Here is a 21,841-nt window from a genome sequence, read left to right on the forward strand (position 1 = left end):
CGAGGCGCTGAGGGACTGTCAGTGGCCGCCGGTAGCGTCCCGCCCATGACCATGAGCCGACCCGCGCACGCCGACCAGCCGGAGCACGTCCGCGCCACCCGCGCCTTCTACGACGCGATCGCCGAGGACTACGCCGCGATGTTCCGGGACCTTCCCGCCGCCACGCCGCTGGACCGGGCCCTGCTGGCCGGGTTCGCCGAACTGGTGGGCGCGGGCGCGCCGGTGGCCGACGTGGGGTGCGGTCCCGGCCGGGTGACCGGATATCTCGCCTCGCTCGGTCTGGACGTCCACGGCGTGGACCTGTCGGAGTCGATGCTGGCGATCGCCCGCCGGGAGAACCCGGGGCTGCGGTTCGAGCAGGACTCGATGTTCGCCCTGGACCTGCCCGACGGCTCCCTCGCCGGGCTCGTGTCCTGGTACTCCACGATCCACACCCCGCCGGAGGACCTGCCCGCCGTGTACGCGGAGTTCCGGCGGGTGCTGGCGCCCGGAGGCCATCTGCTGGTCGCCTTCCAGCTGGGCGACGAGCCGCGGCGGCACGAGCACCCCTGGGGCCACCCGGTCACCCTGGACTTCCGGCGGATGCGCCCGGAGCGGATCGCGGAGCTGCTGGTGGCGGCCGGTTTCACGCCTGTGCAGCGCACCGTCCGGGAGCCCGACGCCCGCCAGGGCGAGCCCACCCCGCAGGCGTTCCTGATCGCCCGCGCGCCCGGCGGGGACCCCGCCTGACGGCCGGCTAACCCCCGTACAGCGCCTCCACCTCGTCCGCGAAGTCCCTGAGGATCGCCTCGCGGCGCAGCTTCATGGACGGCGTGAGATGGCCGGCCTCCTCGGTGAAGTCCTCCGGGAGGACGGCGAAGCGCCGGATGGACTCGGGGCGGGACAGCATCTTGTTGGCCTCGTCGACGGCGCGCTGCAGGATCGCCCGCAGCTCCTCGTCGTCGCCGAGGAGCTTCGCCGGGACGGGGTGCTTGCCGTTCATCCGGCGCCAGTGGGTGATGCCGTCGAGGTCGAGGGTGATCAGCGCGGACACGTAGGGACGGTTGTCGCCGAGGATCATCACCTGGGAGATCAGGGGGTGGGAGCGGAGCCAGTTCTCCAGCGGGGCCGGGGCGACGCTCTTGCCGCCGGCGGTGATGATCAGCTCCTTCTTCCGGCCGGTGATGGTCAGATAGCCCTCGTCGTCCAGTTCGCCGACGTCGCCGGTGGCGAACCAGCCGTCCCGGGTGGCGGGCACGACGCCGCCGGCTTGCGGGTCCCAGTAGCCGCGCAGCACGTGCTCGCCGGAGACGAGGACCTCGCCGTCCGCCGCGATCCGGATCTTCGTGCCGGGCAGGGGCCAGCCGACGGTGCCCAGGCGGGGCTTCAGCGGGGGTGTCACGGTCGCGGCGCCGGTGGTCTCGGTGAGGCCGTAGCCCTCGAAGATTTCGATGCCGGCCCCGGCGAAGAAGGCGGCGAGGCCGCGGCCCAGCGGGGAGCCGCCGCAGATGGCGTAGCGGACCCTGCCGCCCATGGCGTTGCGGATTCTTCGGTAGACCAGCGGGTCGTAGAAGGCGCGGGCCGCCTTCAGGGAGCGGGAGGGGCCGTTGCCGACGCCGGCCTGCCGGGCCTCCAGGGCCTCGCCGTAGCGGCGGGCCACCGCGGCCGCGCGGTCGAAGGTGGACTGCCGGCCGCCCGCCTCGGCTTTGGCACGGGCCGAGTTGAACACCTTCTCCAGCATGTACGGGATGGTGAGCAGGCAGGTGGGCCGGAAGCTCGCCAGGTCGGGCAGCAGGTCCTCGGCGGCCAGGCTGGGCGCGTGCCCGAGGCGCACCCGGGCGCGCACGCACGCCACGGCGACCATGCGGCCGAAGACATGGGACATGGGGAGGAACAGCAGCACGGACGCCTCGTCGTCCGTGCGGTCCCGGAAGACGGGGTAGAGCAGCTCGACGGCGTTGTCCACCTCGGCGAAGAAGTTGCCGTGGGTGAGGGCGCAGCCCTTGGGGCGGCCGGTGGTGCCGGAGGTGTGGACGAGGGTGGCGAGGGTGTCGGGGCCGAGCATGCCCCGGCGCACCTCGATCTCGTGGTCGGGTATGTGCGCGCCGGCGTCCGCGAGGGCCTCGACGTGCCCCTTCTCCATCACCCACACGTGCCGCAGGTCGGGCAGGTGCGGCAGCTCCGGGCCGAGGGCGGCGGCCTGGCCGGCGGTCTCGGTGATCAGGGCGACGGCGCCGGAGTCCTGGAGGATCCAGCGCGCCTGGTAGGCCGACGACGTGGGGTAGATGGGGACGGTGACCAGACCGGCGGCCCAGGCGGCGAAGTCGAGGACGGTCCACTCGTAGACGGTGCGTGCCATGACGGCGATGCGGTCGCCCGGCGCCAGTCCCTCGGCGACGAGTCCCTTCGCGGCGGCCAGGACCTCGGCGGCGAACCGCTCCGCGGTGACGTCGCGCCAGGATCCGTCGGCGGTCTTCCGGCTGAGGACGACGTCGCCGGGCGCGGCGCTCGCGTTCTCGAAGGGCAGGTCGGCGAGGGACCCGTGCCGCACCGGCTGCGCGAACGGCGGTACGGACGCCTCGCGGACGGCCCCGTCCAGCCGGCGGGTGGCCGGCGGGACGAGGACGGGCGCCCCGTGGACGTCGGCGTCGAGAGCGGTGGCGTGGTGCGGGGTGGACACGGGCGGCTCCTGGGGCGTGCAGGCGAACTGCGATGTGCCACGACGTACGTGCCTCGCACGCCGAGGCGCTCATCGGTGGCGTCCGCGGCTCGGGACGCCACCGGTCGGTGCGGGGATCGTACGGCGCCGGCGTGAGGGGTTCGTGCCGGTTCGGAGGTGGAGCGGGATCGAGCGTGTGCAGTGTCGGGGGTTACGTGAGGGTCACTCAGGTACGCCCCGGAAAGGGGCCGGGACGGCGCTGCTCAGGGCCGCTCCAGGACGGCCGTGACGCCCTGTCCCCCGGCGGCGCAGATCGAGATCAGACCGCGGCCGGGGGCGTCCCGCTCGGCGAGCAGCTTGGCGAGGGTCGCCACGATGCGGGCGCCGGTGGCGGCGAAGGGGTGGCCGGTGGCGAGCGAGGACCCGGCCACGTTCAGCCGCGCCCGGTCGACGGGCGGCAGGCCGCGCTTCTCCCAGGCGGCCAGGGTGGCGAGCACCTGGGAGGCGAACGCCTCGTGCACCTCGAGGAGGTCGAAGTCGTCCAGGCCGAGACCGGCCCGCTCCAGCATGCGCGGGACGGCGTGGGCGGGCGCCATCAGCAGGCCGTCCTCGCCGTCGGCGACGTCGCCGTGCACGAAGTCGACGGCGGCCGTCTCGTACGCGGTGAGGTACGCCAGCGGTTCCAGGCCGCGCTCCTCGGCCCACTGCTCGCTCGCCAGCAGGACGACGGCGGCGCCGTCGGTGAGGGGGGTGGAGTTGCCCGCCGTCATGGTGGGTCCGGGCCCGTCGACGCCGAACACCGGCTTGAGCGCGGCGAGTTTCTCCACCGTCGAGCCGGGGCGCAGGTTCTGGTCGCGGGCCAGGCCGCGGAAGGGCACCACCAGGTCCTGGAAGAAACCCCGTTCGTAGGCGGCGGCGAGCCGCTGGTGGCTGGTGGCGGCGAGTTCGTCCTGGGCCTCGCGGGTGATGCCCCAGGCGCGGGCGGTGACGGCGGCGTGCTCACCCATGGAAAGTCCGGTGCGGGGCTCGGCGTTGCGCGGGATGTCGGGGACGAGGTGGCCCGGGCGCACCTTGGCGAGCGCCTTGAGCCGGGCGCCGAGGGACGTGGCGCGGCGCGCCTCCAGCAGCACCTTGCGCAGGTCGTCGTTGACGCCGAGGGGCGCGTCGCTCGCGGTGTCGGAGCCGCCGGCGACCGCGGCCTCGGTCTGGCCGAGAGCGATCTTGTTGGCGGCGGCGATCACGGCCTGGAGTCCGGTGCCGCAGGCCTGCTGGATGTCGTAGGCGGGGGTGCGGGCGTCGAGGCGGGAGCCGAGGACGGTCTCGCGGGCGAGGTTGAAGTCGCGGCTGTGCTTGAGGACCGCGCCGGCCACGAACTCGTCGACCGCGCCCGGCTGTTCGAGCCCGTAGCGGCCGACGAGGCCGTCCAGGGCGGCGGTGAGCATCTCCTGGTTGGAGGCGGTGGCGTAGGGCCCGTCGGAGCGTGCGAACGGGACGCGGCTGCCGCCGATGACCGCGACGCGCCGCACAGTGGCCGGCTTCAGGGTGCTCATCTCGACCTGCTCCTCAACCGTGACATAGGCTTACCTCCGGTAACCTTACTCCAGAGTAAGCACCGAGTGAGCCCCTCGCACGCACCCCTGGGAGTCCCCGATGGCCGACCGCTATCTGAGCTTCACCGGCACCGCGCCGGGCCGCTTCCTCACGCGCCGCCTGGGGCTGCCCCGGCCCGCCCCGCTGCGCCGCTGGTCGGCGGAGCGTCCGGCACTCGACGGCGGGCTGCTGCACCGCACCGCGGGCGCCTCCCGCCTCGACCTCGCGCCCGTCCTCGCCCGCACCGGACTTCCCACCGACGAGGCCGCCGGGAAGCCCGCCGCGGTCGTCCTGGACGCCACCGGGGTGCGCACCGTCGAGGACCTCGACGAGGTGCACGCAGCCCTGCACCCCGTCGTGCGGTCCGTCGCCGAGAGCGGCCGGATCGTGGTGCTCGGCGCCCCGCTCGACGCCGACGACCACCACCAGGCCGCCGCCCAGCAGGCGCTGGAGGGCTTCACCCGCTCCCTCGGCAAGGAGACCGGCGGCGGCAGGACCGTCAACCTGGTCCGCCTCACCGACGCCTCCGCCGCCGAGTCCACCCTGCGCTTCCTCCTCTCCCCCAAGTCGGCCTACGTCAGCGGCCAGGTCATCGCCGTCGGCGACCGGGACAGCCCCGCCCCCGAGGACGCCGACCGCCCCCTGACCGGCCGCACTGCCCTGGTCACCGGCGCCGCACGGGGCATCGGCGAGGCCGTCGCCGCGACCCTGGCCCGGGACGGCGCCGAGGTGGTGGTCCTGGACGTGCCGCAGGCCGAGGAGGACGCCCGCCGGGTGGCCGAACGGATCGGCGGCAGCGTGCTGCTGCTCGACATGACCGCCGCCGACGCGGGCGCCCGCATCGCCGAGGCGCTCCCCGGCGGGCTGGACGTGCTCGTCCACAACGCGGGCATCACCCGGGACCGCCGCCTGGTCAACATGGAGAAGAACCGCTGGAGTTCGGTGCTGGACGTGAATCTCGGCAGCGTGCTGCGCACCACCGACGCGCTCCTGGAGGCCGGGGCGCTGCGCCGCGACGGCCGGATCGTCGCCACCGCCTCCATCGCGGGCATCGCCGGGAACGCCGGCCAGACCAACTACGGCGCGAGCAAGGCCGGCGTCGCCGGCTTCGTCCGCGCCCTCGCCCCCCGTGCGCTCGCCGAGCACGGGGTGACGGTGAACGCGGTCGCGCCCGGCTTCATCGAGACGCAGATGACGGCCGCCGTCCCCCTGTTCATCCGGGAGGCCGGACGCCGGATGAACTCCCTCGCCCAGGGCGGTCTGCCCGTCGACGTCGCCGAGACCACCGCCTGGTTCGCCCACCCCGGCTCGGGCGCGGTCAACGGCCAGGTCGTGCGCGTCTGCGGCCAGAGCCTGCTGGGGGCGTGACATGGCGCCGACCCCGCCGGAGCGGACCGAGGCCGTCCTCACCCGCTCCCCGTCCCTCGCCCCGCTGCTCGCCCGCGGCGCGCTCCTGTCGCCCTTCCGCCGCCCGGACCCGTCCGCCGCGCACCCCCGCACCCGGCTGGTGCTGCCCGGCCTGCGCCCCGACCCGGCCGAGCTGGCCGCGTACGCGAAGGTGTGCGGCTTCCCCGCCGCCGCGGACACACTGCCGGTGACCTATCCGCACGTGCTGGGCTTCCCGCTGGCGATGCGGCTGATGAGCGCCCGGGACTTCCCGCTGCCGCTGCTCGGGCTCGTGCACACGTCGGTCTCCGTCACCCGGCACCGCGCCACCCCGTCCGCCGCCTTCTACGACCTCACCGTGTACGTCGACGGGCTGGCACCGCACCGGCGCGGCACCGAGGCGGCCGTGGTCACGGAACTGCGCTCGGGCGACGAGCTGGTGTGGGAGTCGCGCAGCACGTACCTGGCCCGGCACAGCACCACGTACTCCGAAGGCCCGGAGCGGACCGGGGACCCCGGACTGCCCGCCGTCGAGGAGTGGCGGCTCCCCGGTGACCTCGGCCGCCGCTACGGCGCCGCGTCCGGCGACCGCAACCCGATCCATCTGCACCCGCTCACCGCGCGCCTCTTCGGCTTCCCGCGCGCCATCGCGCACGGCATGTGGACCGTCGCCCGCTGCCTCGCCGCCCACGGCGTCCCGGACGCGGCCGGGGTCCGGGCGGAGTTCCGGGCGCCGGTGCTGCTGCCCGGCACGGTGACGTACGCGGCGGACGGCGGGCGGTTCGCCCTGCGCGGCGGCCGCGGCCGTATTCACCTCACCGGCGAGGTGACCTCCCTCTGAGTTTCCGGGGCGCGCGCGTCCCCGCTGTCGCCGGGCGGTGTCCAGTGCCGCCCGGCCATCAGGTCGCCGAGACCCGCCCACGCGAAGTTCATCAGCGTGGTCGCCGCCTGGCGTGCGGTGACGCCGGGGGTGGCGTTGGCCCAGTCGGCGAGCGACTCGGCGGCCCCTACCAGCGCCTCCGCCAGCCCGGAGACCTCCGCCTCCCGCAGGTCGGGGTCGCGGTGGGCCTCCCGCGCGGCGGCCAGGATGAGCTGCGTGACGAAGGCGACGATCTCCGCGCGCATCGCGGCCACCTCGGCGGCGAACACCTCGCCGTGGGTGCGCGCCTGGAGGTGCAGTACCGCCCAGCCGTCGGGGTGCCGGGCGGTGTGCGTGAAGAACGCGGTCAGGCCCGACCAGAGCTGCCGGTCCGCCGGCAGCTCGGGCCGGGCCCCCGCGCGCACCGCCTCGGTGAGCGCCCTTGCCTCACGGCGGATGCACGCGGTGAACAGGTCCTCCTTGGAGTTGAGGTACAGATACACCAACGGCTTGGACACGCCCGCCAGTTCGGCGATCTCGTCCATCGACGCGGCCATGTACCCCCGGTTCCCGAAGGTCCGTACGGCTGCGTCCAGCATCTGCTGTTCACGGACCGCACGCGGCATCCGCTTCGTCTTCACGGCACCCATGGGACACAGCGTACGGTCCGCCGCTACCGCTGGTCGTGGCCGTCGTCCCCGGCCGACAGGAGCGCGCCGGCGTTCGGCACCCGGTCGCCCGACGTGAGCCGGGGCAGCAGCTGCGCGGTGAACAGCGTGGACAGCGCCGAGGTGTCCGTTCCGCCGTCGGTGCGCACCACCACCGGACGCGGCGCCTTCCCGGCCAGCCGCGAGCCGACCTCGAGCCGCCTGCGGGCCAGCTCGTACCGGAGCACCGCCCGGTTGTCCCGGTACGCCTTGGCGAGTGCCTGCTGGGCGCGGGCCTCGTTCTCGGCGGCGATCAGACCGCTGCGGCCGCGCGTCTCGATCTCGAACCGCACCCGCTGGGCCTCGGTCTCCTGCCGCTCCAGCAGCTGGGCGACCTCCTCGCGGGCCCGGTTCAGAGCGGCCCGCACCTCGACGATCCGGGCGTCGCGGATCTTCTTCGCCCGCTCGATGTCCATGCCCAGGCTGTCGATGCGCCGCTTGCGGATCAGGCCCCACTCCTGCTCGTAGGCGGTGCGTTCCTTGGCGACCTGCTCACGGGTGGCCAGGTGCTGCTGGTACTGCGCCGGGAGCTGCACGTCGGGGATGTTGCAGCCGGTGATGCGCACGCCGTAGCGGTCCAGCTGACGGTTGAGCAGGTCCTGCATGTCGGCGACGTCCGAGCCGCGCAGGTCGTAGGCGCGCTCGGTGCGCACCTTACGGGCCCGCTGCCGGATCGCGTCCTGCACGGCGCTGGACAGCACCAGGTCGAAGTTGCCGGCGCCGATGGTGCGGACGAAGAGCACCGCGTCGGTGATGCGGAACTTCAGGAAGAACTCGATGGAGCGCAGCGGCACGTTCTCCTGCGTGGGGCAGGCCATGACGGGTGCCGAGTACGGGATCTCGGTGGCCGTGTCGACGACGAAGTCGACCCGCGACCAGGGGTGCCACAGGTAGTGCCGGCCCGCGTCCAGGGTGCGCACCACGGCGCCGTACCGGGTGAGCACACCGTGGGTGCCCTGCTCGATCTCGACGATCGAGGAGCGCCACCACCACAGCCCGCCGATCACCAGCAGCAGCACGCCGACGGTGTAGGAGAGGGTGGCCAGGGCGCCGGCGGCCATGCCGCCGAGCCCTTCGGACCCCGACTCCTTCAGGGTGAGCATCACGCCCGAGAGCAGGGCGTACCCGCCGGCCCAGAGGGGGAGCATCCACCACAGGCGGCGGCGGTGCTTGGGGATGATGACCGGCAGCAGGGTGCCGGCTTCGCCGCCGCGCAGCAGGCGGGCGATGTCGCTCCAGGGCGCGACGGCCTCGGAGATGACCGAACGACGGTGACTGCGGACGGAACTCACTGCTGGACCTCCTCGGCGGACGCGGACCCGGTGGGCCGGGACCCGGCGGGCCCGGACTCGTCGCTCGCTGCGGCGCCGTCGGGCGCCTCGTTCGTGACGCCCTCGGCGGGCTCGTCGGGCATCTGCGGCACGACGGTCGGCCGCTCGGCCTCCAGCAGCGCGGTGATCTCCTGCTGGCGGCCGGCGATCCGCGCGGACACCTCCGCCAGCCGCTCCCGTACGGCGGCCGTCTCGGCATCGTCGAACAGCTCGGCGCCGCGCTCGCCGACCAGCTCGCGGGCCAGTTCCAGGAAGTCGATCCCGGCGGCCCCGTCGCCGTCGCCGCCGATGCGCACCAGGCGCGGCAGATGGTCGGCGACCTGCTCCAGGGTGTCGAGCACCTGCTGCTGGTAGCGGTACTCCAGGATCTCCGGGGCCTCCGCGGCGGTCACCGCGCGGATGTCCAGGGCCTGCGCCTCCAGCAGCGCCGCGTTGGCCTTGGCCTCCGACTCGGCCTGCACGTACCGCTGGCGGGCCAGCGCCTCGGCGCGGTTCGTCTCGCGCTCCACGGCGGTGTCCATCTGCGCCTGGTACTGGGCGATGTCCGCCTGGATCGCCGACAGCGTCTCCTGGCTGGAGGCGAGCTCGCGGTTGAGGTCGCCCTCGTCCTGCTCCTTGCGCAGCTGGAGCGCGTACTCGTGGGTGTACGCCTCCTTGGCCATGCGGACCATCTCGGGCGCGGCCAGGTCCATCCGGTAGCGGCGGTCCGAGGGCTCGGCGTGCGTGATGTTGGCGTTGGTCAGCTCCACGGCGGGGCGGAACTGCTGGTTCAGCTGCTCAAGCAGCCGGCCGCTGTCCTCGCCGACCATGTCGTAGATGCCGGCCGCCTCCTGCTCGTAGATCAGGCTGCGGATGGTCTCGCTGACCGCGTTGCCGAGCTTCTCCTCGAAGCCGCGCACCGCCCCGAGGGTGTAGACGAACTCCACCGGGTCACTGATCCGGAACTGGATGAACAGGTCGATGGACGCCTTCACGCCGCCCTTGGTGGGGGCCTCCCGCACCGGCGCGTTGAACGGGTACTCACGGGTGGTGTTGACGATGTACGACACCCGCTTCCACGGGCTGAGCAGGGTGACCCGGCCGGGTCCGACGACCTTCTCCAGCTTGCCGAAGCGGGTGATCATCGCCTGGCAGCCGTCCGGCACCATGACCAGGCCCTGCCGCCACCACACGAACGCGACCGCGGCCACCGCGATCAGCCAGTAGTGCAGCCCGAACAGCGGCGAGGTCACGCCCCAGCCGCCGGCCGCGGACGTGATCGACGTGCCGATCAGCCCGATCACCAGCAGTGACAGCACCGGCAGCATGGACAGCAGGGAACGGCCCCTGGGCATCACCATCGGGTAGATGGCGTGCACGGTCTCGCCGCCCTCCCGCAGCTGCTCGCTGCGGCTCAACGCCTCGCCGGCCTCGTCCAGCGACACGGTCTTCTGCCGCATCACGGTGTCGACGGAGCTGCCGTCCTGCTCCCGGGCGGCCGGGAAGTCGGCCGGATCCATGCCCTCGCCCGTCTCGAACCGCTCGTCCTCGCCGCCCGACGGCTGCCCGCCGCCTCCGGTGCGCCGGAGCAGCTCGTCCCGGGCCGCGGCGCGCGGATCCGCGCCCCCGGCGACCGACTGCGCGACGTCGCGTAGGCTCTGCGCCCGCGTACGTGCCACGGGGTCCCCCTTCGCCTGTGGTGCCCTCCCCGCACTTGGCCGCGGGGAAGCGTGTGGTCCGGTGATCACACACCACGAAGGCGCACACACGTAAGGGGCGCACCCCAGCAACGGTCACCCGTGTCTCGTTGCCGGAATGCGCCCCTCGGCGCGGTTGCGAAGGCGTCAGCAGAGGCAGGGCTCGCTTTCCCAGCCCAGGCCGATCACGTCGTCCTTCTCGAAGGCGCCCGCGTACGCCTGGAGTTCGTCCACCTGTCCCTTCAGGTGTTCGTCCCAGCCGTCGGCCGTGCGGGCACGGCCCACCTGGAGCGGACCGTCGCTCGTCCAGCCGTCCCGGACGTGGGCGGAGGCGCCCGCCTCGGTGTAGCCGTCGGCATACAGCGTGACCGTGTCCGCCGCGTCGTCGTAGACGACGGCCAGCCGCGTGCCTTGGCCGCTGGCGCCGTCCGGCATCGTGAGCTGTGTGACGACCGTCTCCGGTGCACCGGCCTCGTCCCGCTCCGGCATGATCAGTTCCCAGGCGTACCGCGCCGGGTCGTAGCGCAGCTTGAAGGCGTCGGTGTGCTCGCCGGCCTGGGACAGCACCGTCATCGGCCGGGTGGCGTCCTCCTGCGCGATCCGCACGACGATGCCGACGGTGAAACTGTCACCGGTGTCGACGAGGGGCGTGTCGAGGGACGCGTGACCACTCCCACCGTCCAGCTCCAGATGCCCGTCACCGACCAGTGGGTACTGTGGCCACGTCGTGCAGTCGGGGTCGACGTCGGGGATACACATGTCCGACATGCGGTGGACCGACGCGCCCGGTCCGAGCCTCAGGGGCGCTCCGCCCGCGTTCTCGGGCGTGGTGCCGTCGTCGACCGTGCTGAACGACCAGTGGCCCAGCAACTTCGGCTTGCGATGGGCCAGATCGGTCACCTCGCTGGGGACGACGAGACGGTCGTACGCCCGGACATCGCCGATGTCCCCGTGCCAGCGCTGCCGGTAGCCGTTCGGGCCCAGGATCCGGCCGATCTGGAAGGCGCCGTCCGGCCTGACCGGGGCGGCCTCGGCCTTGGTGCCGACCTCGTGGCCGTTGACGAAGAGCTGGGCGTACCCGGTCTCTGTGTCGTAGAGCCCCAGGAGGTAAGCCCATTCGCCGGCCTCGGGGGTTCCGCCGGTGATCTTCTTGTCGCCGAGGGTGAAGGAATAGGAGGCGCTCGCATTCCGCGGGGCCTCGAGCGCCAGCGCGTAGGCGGCGCCGGATGCCGTGTCCTGGCTCAGCACGGTCATGGAACGGTCGTCCCGCGCCGGGCGCACCCAGGCGCCGACGGCGAAGGTTCCGCCGCTGTCGACCGCCGGGCTGTCGGCGGTCAGGAAGCCGTGACGGCCGCCGTCGAGGGTGACGGTGGACGTGAGCGGGGTGCCCGAGGGAGCCGGGCCACCGAAGGTCACCCCGCGTCCCGCCCGGGCCGCCTCTCCCGCCTCGGCCGCCGCGGTGGCCGAGCCGGCCTCGTCGTCGAGCTTCCAGCGGGAGACGGGGGCACTCGCCGCATTCGGGTGGAAGGTGTACTCGGTGGGCATGCTCATCCGGCCGGCGCGGTCCAGCGCCTGGACGCTGAGGATTTTCGGGCCCCTGCTCAGCGGGGCGTAGCGGATGGTCGCGGGGCCGCCCGTCTCGGCGGGGCGCACGGTGCCGCTCGGGCCGCCGAGGAAGGTGTACCGGTACTCGACGACGTCCGCCGAGGGGGAGTCCATGGTGAAGCTGCCGTAGATGCCGACGCCGCCGGCCCAGTACGTCTCCGCCGGATACTCCGGTGAGCTCACGACAGGAGCGGCCGGGATCTCGCCGTCGTAGACGAACCGGCAGGCGGCACCCGGCGCTTCCGAGCTCCAGGGCGAGTACGCCACTCCGTCATTGGCCCGAACGTGCCAAGAGATCACCGTGTCCGATGGGATGTCGGAAGGCAGGGGGATGGAGTGGACGCGATCCACATAGGTCGGCCAGGTGGTCCAGGAGCGGCGCTGTTCGGTGCCGTCCGGGTCGGACCACCAGACCTCGAACTCGGCGGTGAGCTGCTCCGGATACCCGATGCGGTCGTCCTCCACCGGATCGGTCAGCCGGGCCTTGAGCACCGGAAAACTACGGACGTACTCCGGCTCATTACCGGACGCGCAGCCCCCGGGCTGGGCCTGCAAGTCCTGTACGGCAGGCGGCAGATTCGGCTGCTCCGCAGCGTACGCGCCGGACGGCATCACCGCCCCCGCCACCAGCGCCGCGAGGCAACTGCCCAGCAGCGCACGTCTCTTGCGCACTCTTCCTGACATGAACGAAAGCCCCTCCCCTGGAATGCCCGATCACCGGACGGCCGGGCGGCAGGAGGCTAACAGTGGCCTGCGACATCGGCGATCATGTTTCCGGGAGGCCGGTCGGCGGGCTTCACGGAGCCATGGACGACGAAGAGCGCCCCCAGGCCCGCGGACGGGCTGGGGACGCTCTGCGACATCGGCCGGTCAGGCCGCCGCGGGGACCGGGTGGGTGTCCTGCGGCTCGGGGGTCTCGTCGACCGGGGAGGCGTGGACCGCGTTGTACTTGTCGCGGTCGAGCAGGCCCTCGCGGGCGGAGACCACGACCGGGACCAGGGCCTGGCCCGCGACGTTCGTAGCCGTGCGGATCATGTCCAGGATCGGGTCGATGGCCAGGAGCAGGCCCACGCCCTCCATCGGCAGGCCGAGGGTGGAGAGGGTGAGTGTCAGCATGACCGTGGCGCCGGTGAGGCCGGCCGTGGCGGCGGAGCCCACCACCGAGACGAACGCGATCAGCAGGTAGTCGCCGACGCCCAGCGGGACGTCGAAGATCTGCGCGACGAAGATCGCGGCGATGGCCGGGTAGATCGCGGCGCAGCCGTCCATCTTCGTGGTCGCGCCGAACGGCACGGCGAAGCTCGCGTACTCCTTGGGCACGCCCAGACGCTCGGTGACCTTCTGGGTCAGCGGCATGGTCCCGACGGAGGAGCGGGAGACGAAGGCCAGCTGGATCGCGGGCCAGGCGCCCTTGAAGAACTGCACGGGGCCGACCTTGGCGACCGTCGCGAGCAGCGCCGGGTAGACGCCGAAGAGGACGATCAGGCAGCCGACGTAGATGTCGGCGGTGAACGTGGCGTACTTGCCGATCAGGTTCCAGCCGTAGGTGGCGATGGCGTTGCCGATGAGACCGACGGTGCCGAGCGGGGCCAGGCGGATGACCCACCACAGGGCCTTCTGCAGCAGCTCCAGGACGGACTCGCTGAGGGTGAGGATCGGCTGGGCCCGCTCGCCGAGCTGGAGGGCGGCGATGCCGGCGACAGCGGCCATGAAGACGATCTGCAGCACGTTCAGCTCGGTGAACGGCGTGATCACGTCGGTCGGCACGATGCCGGTGAGGAAGTCGATCCAGGAGCCGGTCTTCTCCGGCAGGCTGCCGTCGGCCGGGTCGAGGCCGGTGCCCGCGCCGGGGTTGGTGAGCAGGCCGATCGCCAGACCGATCGCCACCGCGATCAGCGAGGTGACCATGAACCACAGGAGCGTCCGCGAGGCCAGCCGGGCCGCGTTGTTGACCTTCCTGAGGTTGGTGATGGACACGAGGATCGCGAAGAAGACCAGCGGGGCGACGGCCAGTTTCAGCAGGCCGACGAAGGTGCCGCCGACCTTCTCCAAGGTGGTGACCAGCCAGGACAGGTCCTGGCTGCGGGCGATCCAGCCGAGCAGGACGCCGAGGGCGAGGCCGATGAGTATCTGGGCCCAGAAGGGCACGCGGACAGACCGCTTCAACTGCGTGTTCGAGGACACGGACATGCTCCGGTGAGGGGGACGCGTGAGGGATGTGACGGGAAGGCTCGGGTGGGGCGCGGTGTCAGGGCTGACAGTTCGCGGCGGTGACCCGGCAGAGATCCACGTGCAGGCGCGCCACGAGCGGAACACTCCGGGGCGTGGGGAACACGGCTGCTGACTTCACCCGACGACCGTAACACCTGAACTTTGAGAACCTCAAAGTCTTGCTTTGGAAGGTGTGACGGCAAACACACTCATAGAACGCAAAGCGCCCCGGTCTCCCCTGGTGAGGGGAGCCGGGGCGCCGACGTGCGGTGCGCGGGTGTGGCGGATGTTACGAGGTCTGCGCCCGACCCGAGACCTGGCCCTGCGCGCGGGCGGTGTCGTCGGCCTCGTCCTCCTGGGAGCGGTTGGCCTCGAGGTTGGCCTTGGCGCGCTCGACCCGGCGCACGATGCGCTCGGAGGCCCGGTCGCGTTCGTTGCGCAGCACGACGAAGCTGATCGGCGCGGAGATCAGCAGCGCGAGCAGCACGATCCACAGGCCGTTGGAGTCGCCGAGACCGCGCGGCGCGAGACCGGAGTAGACGAGGGCCCAGACGACAACGAGGCAGCCCGCGAAGATCCCGAGGCGCATCAGCGTGTAGCGGAGCATCTCATCCACTCTTCCGTGCGTACGGTCAGAAACATCCCCTTGGGGGACGACGTCCAGTGAAGCACGAGCGGCGGGCGATCATTCAACGGGGTACGGGGCTGTCGGGGCCGTACGGGGCTCACGTGAGGGTGAGCAGCATGATCACGTCGTCGCGGTCGTCGCCGGGCGCCACGCGGATCGCGTCCGGGACCCGGCCGACCTCCTTGTAGCCGCAGGAGGCGTAGAAGCGCTCCAGGCCGAGACCGCCGCGGCAGCCGAGGCGGATGGCCTCCACGCCGTCCATCGCGCGGGCCGCCCGCCCGGCCTCGGCGAGCAGGTCGCGTCCGTAGCCCTTGCCCTGGTGGCGGGGGTGGACCATCACCGTGTAGAGCCAGATCCAGTGGGTCATCAGGGGGTGGGTGTTCCGCGTCAGGAACGCGGTGGCGGCGACGCGGCCCTCCTCGTCGTGCCCCACGACCAGACGGGACCGGCCCTCCGCCATGTCCGTCATCTGCCGCAGCAGGGCGGGGCGGATGTCCTCCGGCGTCACGGGCGCGACGAAGCCGACGGCTCCGCCGGCGTTGGTGACGTCGGTCCAGACGGTGAGGATGCCGTCCCGGAGGGCGGGGGTGACGGCGGGGTCGGCGGTGAAGGTAAGGGGCATGCTGGGATGCTAACCATTACCCCAGGGCTCGCGCAGCTACTTTCAGGTCGGAGACCAGCCCTTGGTACGCGGCGTCGCGGTCGTCGGAGCGGAGGACGGCGGAGGGGTGCACGGTCGGGACCAGGCGCTGCGGGCGGCCGTGGATCTCCTCCTCCAGGAGCGTGCCGCGCACCCGCGTGACGCGGAAGGAGCTGCCGAGCAGGGCCTTTCCGGCGGTCGCGCCGAGGACGACGAGCAGCTCGGGTTTCACGGCTGCCAGCTCCGCGGCGAGCCAGGGGGCGCAGGCGGTCATCTCGCGGAGCGTGGGCGCCTTGTGGATACGGCGCTTGCCGGGCTCGGACTGCGTGAACTTGAAGTGCTTCACGGCGTTGGTGAGGTACGCCTCGGCGGGGTCGATGCCGGCGTCGGCGAGGGCGCGGTCGAGGAGGGCGCCTGCGGGGCCGACGAAGGGGGTGCCCTTGCGGTCCTCCTGGTCGCCGGGCTGCTCGCCGACGAGCATGATGCGGGCGGTTGCCTTGCCGGCGCCGAAGACCGTCTGCGTGGCCGCGTGGTGGAGGGGGCAGCCTCGGCAGGCTGCGGCGGCCTTCCTGAGGGCGGGGAGGCTGCGGCGGGAGGAGGGGAGGAAGGGGGTTGCGGTGTAGGCGTCCTCGGGGGGCATGGGGGACGGGTACCCGCCGGCACGAGCCGGTACCGAGCCACTCGCGCAGTTCCCCGCGCCCCTGGGAATCGTGTGCGGGTCGTCGTGGGCTGCTCGCGCAGTCCCCCGCGCCCCTTCGGGGCGCGGTCACCGCAGCACCCTCAGGGGCGCGGGGAACCGCGCGCCAAGCCCCCACCCCGCCGCAGGACGGTCCCGAGCCGCACCCCCGAAGGGGCGCGGGGAACTGCGCGATCAGCCACCCACCGTCCCGCGGACGACAAGGAATCCGCACCCCTCAGGGGCGCGGGGAACTGCGCGCCCAGCCACCCGCCCCGCCGCGGACGGCGACGATCGTCGGAAGCCCCCGGCGGAGTCAGACCCTCATCGGCTGGGGCGACTCCCGGCGCGCCGGATCCGGCCCCTCGTACTCGCGGATGATCTCGTACCGCGTATTCCGCTCCACCGGCCGGAACCCCGCGTCGCGGATCAGATCCAGCAGATCCTCCCGCGTCAGCTTGTTCGGCGTGCCGAAGTTGTCCGCGTCGTGCGTGATCTTGTACTCGACGACCGACCCGTCCATGTCGTCCGCCCCGTGCTGCAGCGCCAGCTGCGCCGTCTGCACGCCGTGCATCACCCAGAACACCTTGACGTGCGGCACGTTGTCGAACAGCAGCCGCGACACCGCGAACGTCTTCAGCGCCTCCGCCCCCGTCGCCATCTGCGTCCGCGCCTGCAGCCGGTTGCGGACCTTGCCGTCCTTCATGTCGACGAAGTCGTGCTGGTACCGCAGCGGGATGAAGACCTGGAAGCCGCCGGTCTCGTCCTGCAGCTCGCGCAGACGCAGGACGTGGTCGACGCGGTGGCGCGGCTCCTCGATGTGGCCGTAGAGCATCGTGCAGGGCGTCTTGAGGCCCTTCTCGTGCGCCAGGCGGTGGATCCGCGACCAGTCCTCCCAGTGGGTGCGGTGGTCCACGATGTGCTGCCGGACCTCCCAGTCGAAGATCTCGGCGCCGCCGCCGGTGAGCGACTCAAGACCCGCGTCGATGAGTTCGTCGAGGATCTCGCTCGCGCTGAGCCCGGAGATCGTCTCGAAGTGGTGGATCTCCGTGGCGGTGAACGCCTTCAGCGACACCTCCGGCAGGGCCGCCTTCAGCTCGCGCAGCGACCGCGGGTAGTAGCGCCACGGCAGGTTCGGGTGCAGGCCGTTGACGATGTGCAGCTCGGTGAGGTTCTCCGAGCGCATCTCCTCGGCGAGCTTCACCGCCTCCTCGATGCGCATCGTGTACGCGTCCTTCTCCCCCGGCTTGCGCTGGAAGGAGCAGTACGCGCACGACGCGGTGCACACGTTGGTCATGTTGAGGTGGCGGTTGACGTTGAAGTGCACGACGTCACCGTTGAGCCGGGTGCGCACCTCGTGGGCGAGGCCGCCCAGCCACGCCAGGTCGTCCGACTCGTAGAGCGCGATGCCGTCCTCGCGGGTCAGCCGCTCACCGGAGCGGACCTTCTCCTCCAGCTCGCGCTTGAGTCCGACGTCCATGCCGTTACCTCTTTCCCAGAAGACAGACCCGTCCCACCGTACGCCCCGGTCAGCCGACCTCTTCGGGCAGCTCACCGACGCGGTTCTCCCACTTGGTGGAGAGCACGATCGTGGTGCGGGTGCGGGAGACGCCCTTGGTGCCGGACAGCCGGCGGATGATCCGCTCCAGGCCGTCCACGTCCGTGGCGCGCACCTTGAGCATGAACGAGTCGTCGCCGGCGATGAACCAGCAGTCCTCGATCTCCTGAAGGTCCTTCAGGCGCTGCGCCACGTCCTCGTGGTCGGCTGCGTCGGAGAGGGAGATGCCGATGAGGGCGGTGACGCCGAGGCCGAGCGAGGGGGCGTCCACCGTGGCGCGGTAGCCGGTGATGACGCCGGCCGCCTCCAGCCGGTTGATGCGGTCGGTGACGCTGGGTCCCGACAGACCGACGAGGCGCCCCAGCTCCGCGTAGGAGGCCCGGCCGTTCTCCCGCAGGGCCTGGATGAGCTGCCTGTCCACCGCGTCCATCGAATCGATGCCTTCCACTGAAGAGGTACGAAGTTTCCGAGAGGTGGTGCCGTGAGGTGCGCCCCCGTCCGGCGGGGCGCCGGGCCGCGGGGCGGATGGGTCAGTCGTCCGCGCGGGATCCTCCGCCGAGTTCGCCCTCCCAGCGGCGGTACAGGGTGTGGGGGACGCCCGCCGCGTCGAGTACGCGTCCCGCGACGAAGTCCACCAGGTCCTGGATGTGCGTCGCGCCCGCGTAGAAGGCCGGTGAGGCGGGCAGTACGGTGGCGCCCGCGTCGTCCAGCGTCACCAGATGCCGCAGGGTCTGGCCGTTCAGCGGGGTCTCCCGTACGGCCACGACCAGCGGGCGGCCCTCCTTGAGGGTGACGCTCGCCGCCCGCTGCAGCAGGTCCTTGGACAGCCCGAGCGCCACCCCGGCGACGCTCGCCGTGGAGGCGGGCACGATCAGCATGCCCTTGCTCGGGTACGACCCCGAGGACGGTCCGGCCGCGAGGTCGCCGGCGGCCCAGTACCGCACGCCGTCGAGGTCCACGGAGAAGGTGTCCGGCTTGCCGTCCGCCCCCCGGGACAGCCATTCCCGCAGGTCGTCGCGCCAATGGGCGTCCCGGAAGGCGATCTTGGTCTCGTCCAGCAGGGTGAGCCGGGAGGCCCGGCTGACGACGAGGTCCACGCTCTCCCCCGCCGCGAGCAGCGCGCGCAGCACGGCCGCGGCGTAGGGGGTGCCGGAGGCGCCCGAGACCCCTACGATCCAAGGCGATCGCCGCGTCTCTCCTGGCTTGGCTGGGTTCACGGGACCGAGCCTATCCAAAGTCGCAGGACGGGAACCGGGCCAGGGTCTCCGGGCGTTCCCCCTCACAACGGCCCGGCGGTGGGGGTGGACGATGACGGACACGCGTCCCGCGTGGTCACGCGGAGAGCGGGTGCGGGCCGCCGCCGTGCTGATGGCCGGCTGGGTGGCGCTGCTGTGGGTGCTCGAGGTCGTCGACGTCGCGACCGGCCACGCGCTGGACGGCTACGGCATCGTGCCGCGCACCCCGTCCGAGCTGGTGGACGTGGTCCCGTCGGCGTTCATCCACTTCGGCTTCTCCCACGTGGCGGCGAACAGCGTGCCGCTGCTGGTGCTGGGCTTCCTCGCGGCGCTCGGCGGGATACGCCGGTTCCTCGCCGTGTGCGCGCTGATCGTCGTCGTGGACGGCCTGGGGGTATGGCTGACATCCCCGGCGGACAGCAACACCGCGGGCGCCTCCGGCCTGATCTTCGGCCTGTTCGGCTATCTGCTGGTCAGCGGCTTCGTGGAGCGCCGTCCCCTGGGCGTGCTGGCCGGCGTGCTGGTGGCCGCGGTCTGGGGCGGCTCGATCCTCGCGGGCCTCGCCCCCACCCAGTCCGGCATCAGCTGGCAGGGCCATCTGATCGGTCTCGCCGCGGGGGTGGCGGCGGCCTTCCTCCTCCGCCGCCGCGCGAAGCCCCCGCGGCCGGTCCTTTAGACGGCTACACCGTCAGCCCACGCACCAGCAGATCCAGCAGCGCGCAGAGGAACAGCGCGATGCCGATGAACCCGTTGACGCTGAAGAACGCCCGGTTGAGGCGGGTCAGGTCGTGCGGGCGGACGATGGTGTGCTCGTAGACGAAGGCGGCGGCCACGATCAGCAGGCCCAGCCAGAAGAAGGCGCCGGCGTCGGTGAGGACCGCGTACCAGACGAACAGGGCCGTCGTCACGGTGTGGCAGGCGCGGGCGCCCCAGATCGCCGCAGGGATGCCGAAGCGGGCCGGGACGGACTTCACGCCGATCTCCCGGTCGGTCTCCACGTCCTGGCAGGCGTAGATCAGGTCGAAGCCGCCGATCCAGATGCCGACCGCGAGGCCGAGGACCACCGCGTCCCAGGACCACGACCCGGTGATCGCCAGCCAGCCGCCGACCGGGCCCATCGCCTGCGCGAGCCCGAGGATGGCCTGCGGGAAGTCGGTGAACCGCTTGCCGTACGGATACACCACCATCGGGATCACGGCGACGGGCGCGAGCGCCAGGCACAGCGGGTTGAGCAGGGCGGCCGCGCCGAGGAACACGGCGAGGGCGATCAGCGCGCCGGTCCAGGCGTGCTTGACCGACATCGCCCCGGTGACCAGCTCACGGTGCGCGGTGCGCGGGTTACGGGCGTCGATCTCGCGGTCGATGATCCGGTTGGCGGCCATCGCGAAGGTGCGCAGGCCGACCATGGCGAGGGTGACGAGGAACAGCCGCCCCCAGTGGATGTTCGCGTCCCACTCGTACATCGCCGTGAGCGCGGCGATGTAGGCGAAGGGCAGCGCGAACACCGAGTGCTCGATCATCACCAGCCGCAGGAACGCCTTGGTGCGTCCCGGCTGCTGCGGGAGGGCGGCGGAGGCCGAGGTCACAGTCCGTACTCCTTCCAGCGGCGGTCGACCTTCGCGGCGGTCTCCGGGTCGGACTCGACCATGTCGGGCCAGCCGCCGTCGCGCGTGTACCCCTCCTCGGGCCACTTCCTCGTCGCGTCGATGCCCGCCTTGCCACCCCAGAACTGCTGGTACGACGCGTGGTCGAGATGGTCGACCGGGCCCTCGACGACCGTGAGGTCACGGGAGTAGTCGGTGTTGCCCAGCGCCCGCCAGGCCACCTCGTGCAGGTCGTGCACGTCGCAGTCGGAGTCGACGACCACGATCAGCTTGGTCAGCGACATCATGTGCGCGCCCCAGATGGCGTGCATCACCTTCTGCGCGTGCTTGGGGTACTTCTTGTCGATCGAGACGATCGCGCAGTTGTGGAAGCCGCCGGCCTCGGGCAGGTGGTAGTCCACGATGTCCGGGACGATGATCTTCAGCAGCGGCAGGAAGAAGCGCTCGGTGGCGCGGCCCAGCGGCCCGTCCTCCGTCGGCGGGCGGCCGACCACGATCGACTGGAGCAGCGGACGCTTCCGCATGGTCACGCAGTCGATCGTCAGCGCGGGGAACGGTTCCTGCGGGGTGTAGAAGCCGGTGTGGTCGCCGAAGGGCCCCTCGGGCAGCATCTCACCGGGCTCCAGCCAGCCCTCGATCACGACCTCCGCCTGCGCGGGCACCTGGAGCGGGACGGTCTTGCAGTCGACCATCTCGATCCGCTTGCCCTGCAGGAACCCGGCGAACAGGTACTCGTCGATGTCGCCGGGCAGCGGCGCGGTGGAGGCGTACGTCACGGCCGGCGGGCAGCCGAAGGCGATGGCGACCGGCAGCCGCTCACCGCGGCGTGCGGCCACCTGGTAGTGGTTGCGGCTGTCCTTGTGGATCTGCCAGTGCATGCCGATGGTGCGCTTGTCGTGGCGCTGGAGGCGGTACAGACCGAGGTTGCGGACGCCGCTGACCGGGTCCTTGGTGTGGGTGAGCCCCAGGTTGAAGAAGGAGCCGCCGTCCTTGGGCCAGGTGAACAGCGCGGGCAGCCGCTCCAGGTCCACGTCGTCGCCGGTGAGGACGACCTCGTGCACGGGCGCGTCGGACGACTTCACCTTCTTCGGCGGCACGTGCGTCATCGCGCCGAGCTTCCCGAACGCCTCGCGCACCCCGACGAACCCGTGCGGCAGCTCGGGCTTCAGCAGCCCGGCGATCTTCTCCCCGATCTCCGCGTACGACTTCAGGCCGAGCGCCTTCAGCAGCCGGCGGTCGGTGCCGTAGACGTTCATGGCGAGGGGCATCGAGGAGCCGCGCACGTTCTCGAAGAGCAGGGCGGGACCGCCGGCCTTGTTCACCCGGTCGACGATCTCACCGACCTCCAGATGCGGGTCGACCTCGGCCTTGATGCGCTTGAGGTCGCCCTCGCGCTCCAGCGCCCTGAGCAGGGAGCGAAGATCGTCGTAAGCCATGGGGTCCAGTATCCCCGAGCGGCTACGCTGGACCGGTACCGCCCACCTCTTTCGCTGGAGA

General features: G+C 72.1%; 20 protein-coding genes. 4 read left to right on the forward strand and 16 right to left on the reverse strand.

What is annotated here, in order from left to right:
- Positions 1-45 precede the first annotated feature (45 nt).
- Positions 46-729, forward strand: coding sequence for a class I SAM-dependent DNA methyltransferase (locus ELQ39_RS13135; protein ID WP_242591984.1), 684 nt, complete (start codon positions 46-48; stop codon positions 727-729).
- Positions 730-736: 7 nt separating this feature from the next.
- Here ELQ39_RS13135 and ELQ39_RS13140 read toward each other — a convergent pair whose 3' ends face one another.
- Together ELQ39_RS13140 and ELQ39_RS13145 are read right to left on the reverse strand one after the other, a co-directional pair.
- Positions 737-2,659 carry an AMP-dependent synthetase/ligase gene (locus ELQ39_RS13140; protein WP_242591985.1) on the reverse strand — a complete coding sequence of 641 codons (1,923 nt, stop codon included), beginning with the start codon at positions 2,657-2,659 and terminating at the stop codon, positions 737-739.
- A 242-nt stretch (positions 2,660-2,901) separates the two neighbouring features.
- Entirely contained in the window at positions 2,902-4,188 is a 1,287-nt protein-coding gene (locus ELQ39_RS13145; RefSeq protein WP_225643258.1) for an acetyl-CoA C-acetyltransferase, read from the reverse strand.
- 100 nt (positions 4,189-4,288) lie between these two features.
- Between ELQ39_RS13145 and ELQ39_RS13150 the strand changes: the two genes are divergently transcribed.
- Entirely contained in the window at positions 4,289-5,596 is a 1,308-nt protein-coding gene (locus tag ELQ39_RS13150) for a 3-oxoacyl-ACP reductase (RefSeq protein ID WP_242591986.1), read from the forward strand.
- Position 5,597: 1 nt separating this feature from the next.
- Positions 5,598-6,455: a MaoC family dehydratase gene (locus ELQ39_RS13155; RefSeq protein ID WP_242591987.1), complete on the forward strand. Its 858-nt coding sequence runs from the start codon at positions 5,598-5,600 to the stop codon at positions 6,453-6,455.
- Here ELQ39_RS13155 and ELQ39_RS13160 read toward each other — a convergent pair.
- The 12 genes from ELQ39_RS13160 to ELQ39_RS13210 all read right to left on the reverse strand — a co-directional run bounded on the left by ELQ39_RS13160 (position 6,425) and on the right by ELQ39_RS13210 (position 18,722).
- Positions 6,425-7,123, reverse strand: a complete 699-nt coding sequence (locus tag ELQ39_RS13160; protein ID WP_190005248.1) for a TetR family transcriptional regulator — start codon at positions 7,121-7,123, stop codon at positions 6,425-6,427. The genes ELQ39_RS13155 and ELQ39_RS13160 overlap by 31 nt on opposite strands.
- Before the next feature lie 23 nt (positions 7,124-7,146).
- Positions 7,147-8,472 carry an SPFH domain-containing protein gene (locus ELQ39_RS13165; RefSeq protein WP_242591988.1) on the reverse strand — a complete coding sequence of 442 codons (1,326 nt, stop codon included), beginning with the start codon at positions 8,470-8,472 and terminating at the stop codon, positions 7,147-7,149.
- Positions 8,469-10,169, reverse strand: a complete 1,701-nt coding sequence (locus ELQ39_RS13170) for an SPFH domain-containing protein (protein WP_242591989.1) — start codon at positions 10,167-10,169, stop codon at positions 8,469-8,471. The genes ELQ39_RS13165 and ELQ39_RS13170 overlap by 4 nt, the downstream gene beginning before the upstream one ends.
- Before the next feature lie 165 nt (positions 10,170-10,334).
- Positions 10,335-12,464 carry a LamG domain-containing protein gene (locus ELQ39_RS13175; protein WP_337663006.1) on the reverse strand — a complete coding sequence of 710 codons (2,130 nt, stop codon included), beginning with the start codon at positions 12,462-12,464 and terminating at the stop codon, positions 10,335-10,337.
- Between the two features lie 198 nt (positions 12,465-12,662).
- A complete protein-coding gene (locus tag ELQ39_RS13180; RefSeq protein ID WP_190005251.1) occupies positions 12,663-13,982 on the reverse strand; it encodes a cation:dicarboxylate symporter family transporter in 1,320 nt (439 codons plus the stop codon).
- A gap of 58 nt (positions 13,983-14,040) precedes the next feature.
- Positions 14,041-14,142 carry a putative leader peptide gene (locus ELQ39_RS32550; protein WP_331462560.1) on the reverse strand — a complete coding sequence of 34 codons (102 nt, stop codon included), beginning with the start codon at positions 14,140-14,142 and terminating at the stop codon, positions 14,041-14,043.
- A gap of 150 nt (positions 14,143-14,292) precedes the next feature.
- Positions 14,293-14,610 (reverse strand): DUF4229 domain-containing protein, encoded by a 318-nt coding sequence (locus tag ELQ39_RS13185; RefSeq protein ID WP_242595603.1) that lies wholly within the window; start codon positions 14,608-14,610, stop codon positions 14,293-14,295.
- Between the two features lie 118 nt (positions 14,611-14,728).
- Entirely contained in the window at positions 14,729-15,253 is a 525-nt protein-coding gene (locus ELQ39_RS13190) for a GNAT family N-acetyltransferase (RefSeq protein ID WP_242591990.1), read from the reverse strand.
- Positions 15,254-15,269: 16 nt separating this feature from the next.
- Entirely contained in the window at positions 15,270-15,911 is a 642-nt protein-coding gene (locus ELQ39_RS13195) for a UdgX family uracil-DNA binding protein (RefSeq protein ID WP_242591991.1), read from the reverse strand.
- A 352-nt stretch (positions 15,912-16,263) separates the two neighbouring features.
- Positions 16,264-17,427: an aminofutalosine synthase MqnE gene (mqnE, locus tag ELQ39_RS13200; protein ID WP_006133217.1), complete on the reverse strand. Its 1,164-nt coding sequence runs from the start codon at positions 17,425-17,427 to the stop codon at positions 16,264-16,266.
- 49 nt (positions 17,428-17,476) lie between these two features.
- Positions 17,477-17,935, reverse strand: coding sequence for an Lrp/AsnC family transcriptional regulator (locus ELQ39_RS13205; RefSeq protein WP_019526505.1), 459 nt, complete (start codon positions 17,933-17,935; stop codon positions 17,477-17,479).
- Positions 17,936-18,035: 100 nt separating this feature from the next.
- Positions 18,036-18,722: a UbiX family flavin prenyltransferase gene (locus ELQ39_RS13210; RefSeq protein WP_079031501.1), complete on the reverse strand. Its 687-nt coding sequence runs from the start codon at positions 18,720-18,722 to the stop codon at positions 18,036-18,038.
- Between the two features lie 91 nt (positions 18,723-18,813).
- On the opposite strand from ELQ39_RS13210, the gene ELQ39_RS13215 reads away from it, so the two are divergent.
- The gene (locus tag ELQ39_RS13215) at positions 18,814-19,416 is read left to right on the forward strand and encodes a rhomboid family intramembrane serine protease (protein ID WP_242591992.1); all 603 of its coding nucleotides are present in this window, start codon (positions 18,814-18,816) and stop codon (positions 19,414-19,416) included.
- A gap of 4 nt (positions 19,417-19,420) precedes the next feature.
- Here ELQ39_RS13215 and mqnP read toward each other — a convergent pair whose 3' ends face one another.
- Entirely contained in the window at positions 19,421-20,326 is a 906-nt protein-coding gene (gene mqnP, locus ELQ39_RS13220) for a menaquinone biosynthesis prenyltransferase MqnP (protein WP_225626947.1), read from the reverse strand.
- Positions 20,323-21,780 (reverse strand): menaquinone biosynthesis decarboxylase, encoded by a 1,458-nt coding sequence (locus ELQ39_RS13225; RefSeq protein WP_190005257.1) that lies wholly within the window; start codon positions 21,778-21,780, stop codon positions 20,323-20,325. The genes mqnP and ELQ39_RS13225 overlap by 4 nt, the downstream gene beginning before the upstream one ends.
- Positions 21,781-21,841 lie beyond the last annotated feature (61 nt).

The organism is Streptomyces sp. GB4-14, from assembly GCF_022696125.1.
GTDB lineage: Bacteria > Actinomycetota > Actinomycetes > Streptomycetales > Streptomycetaceae > Streptomyces > Streptomyces werraensis.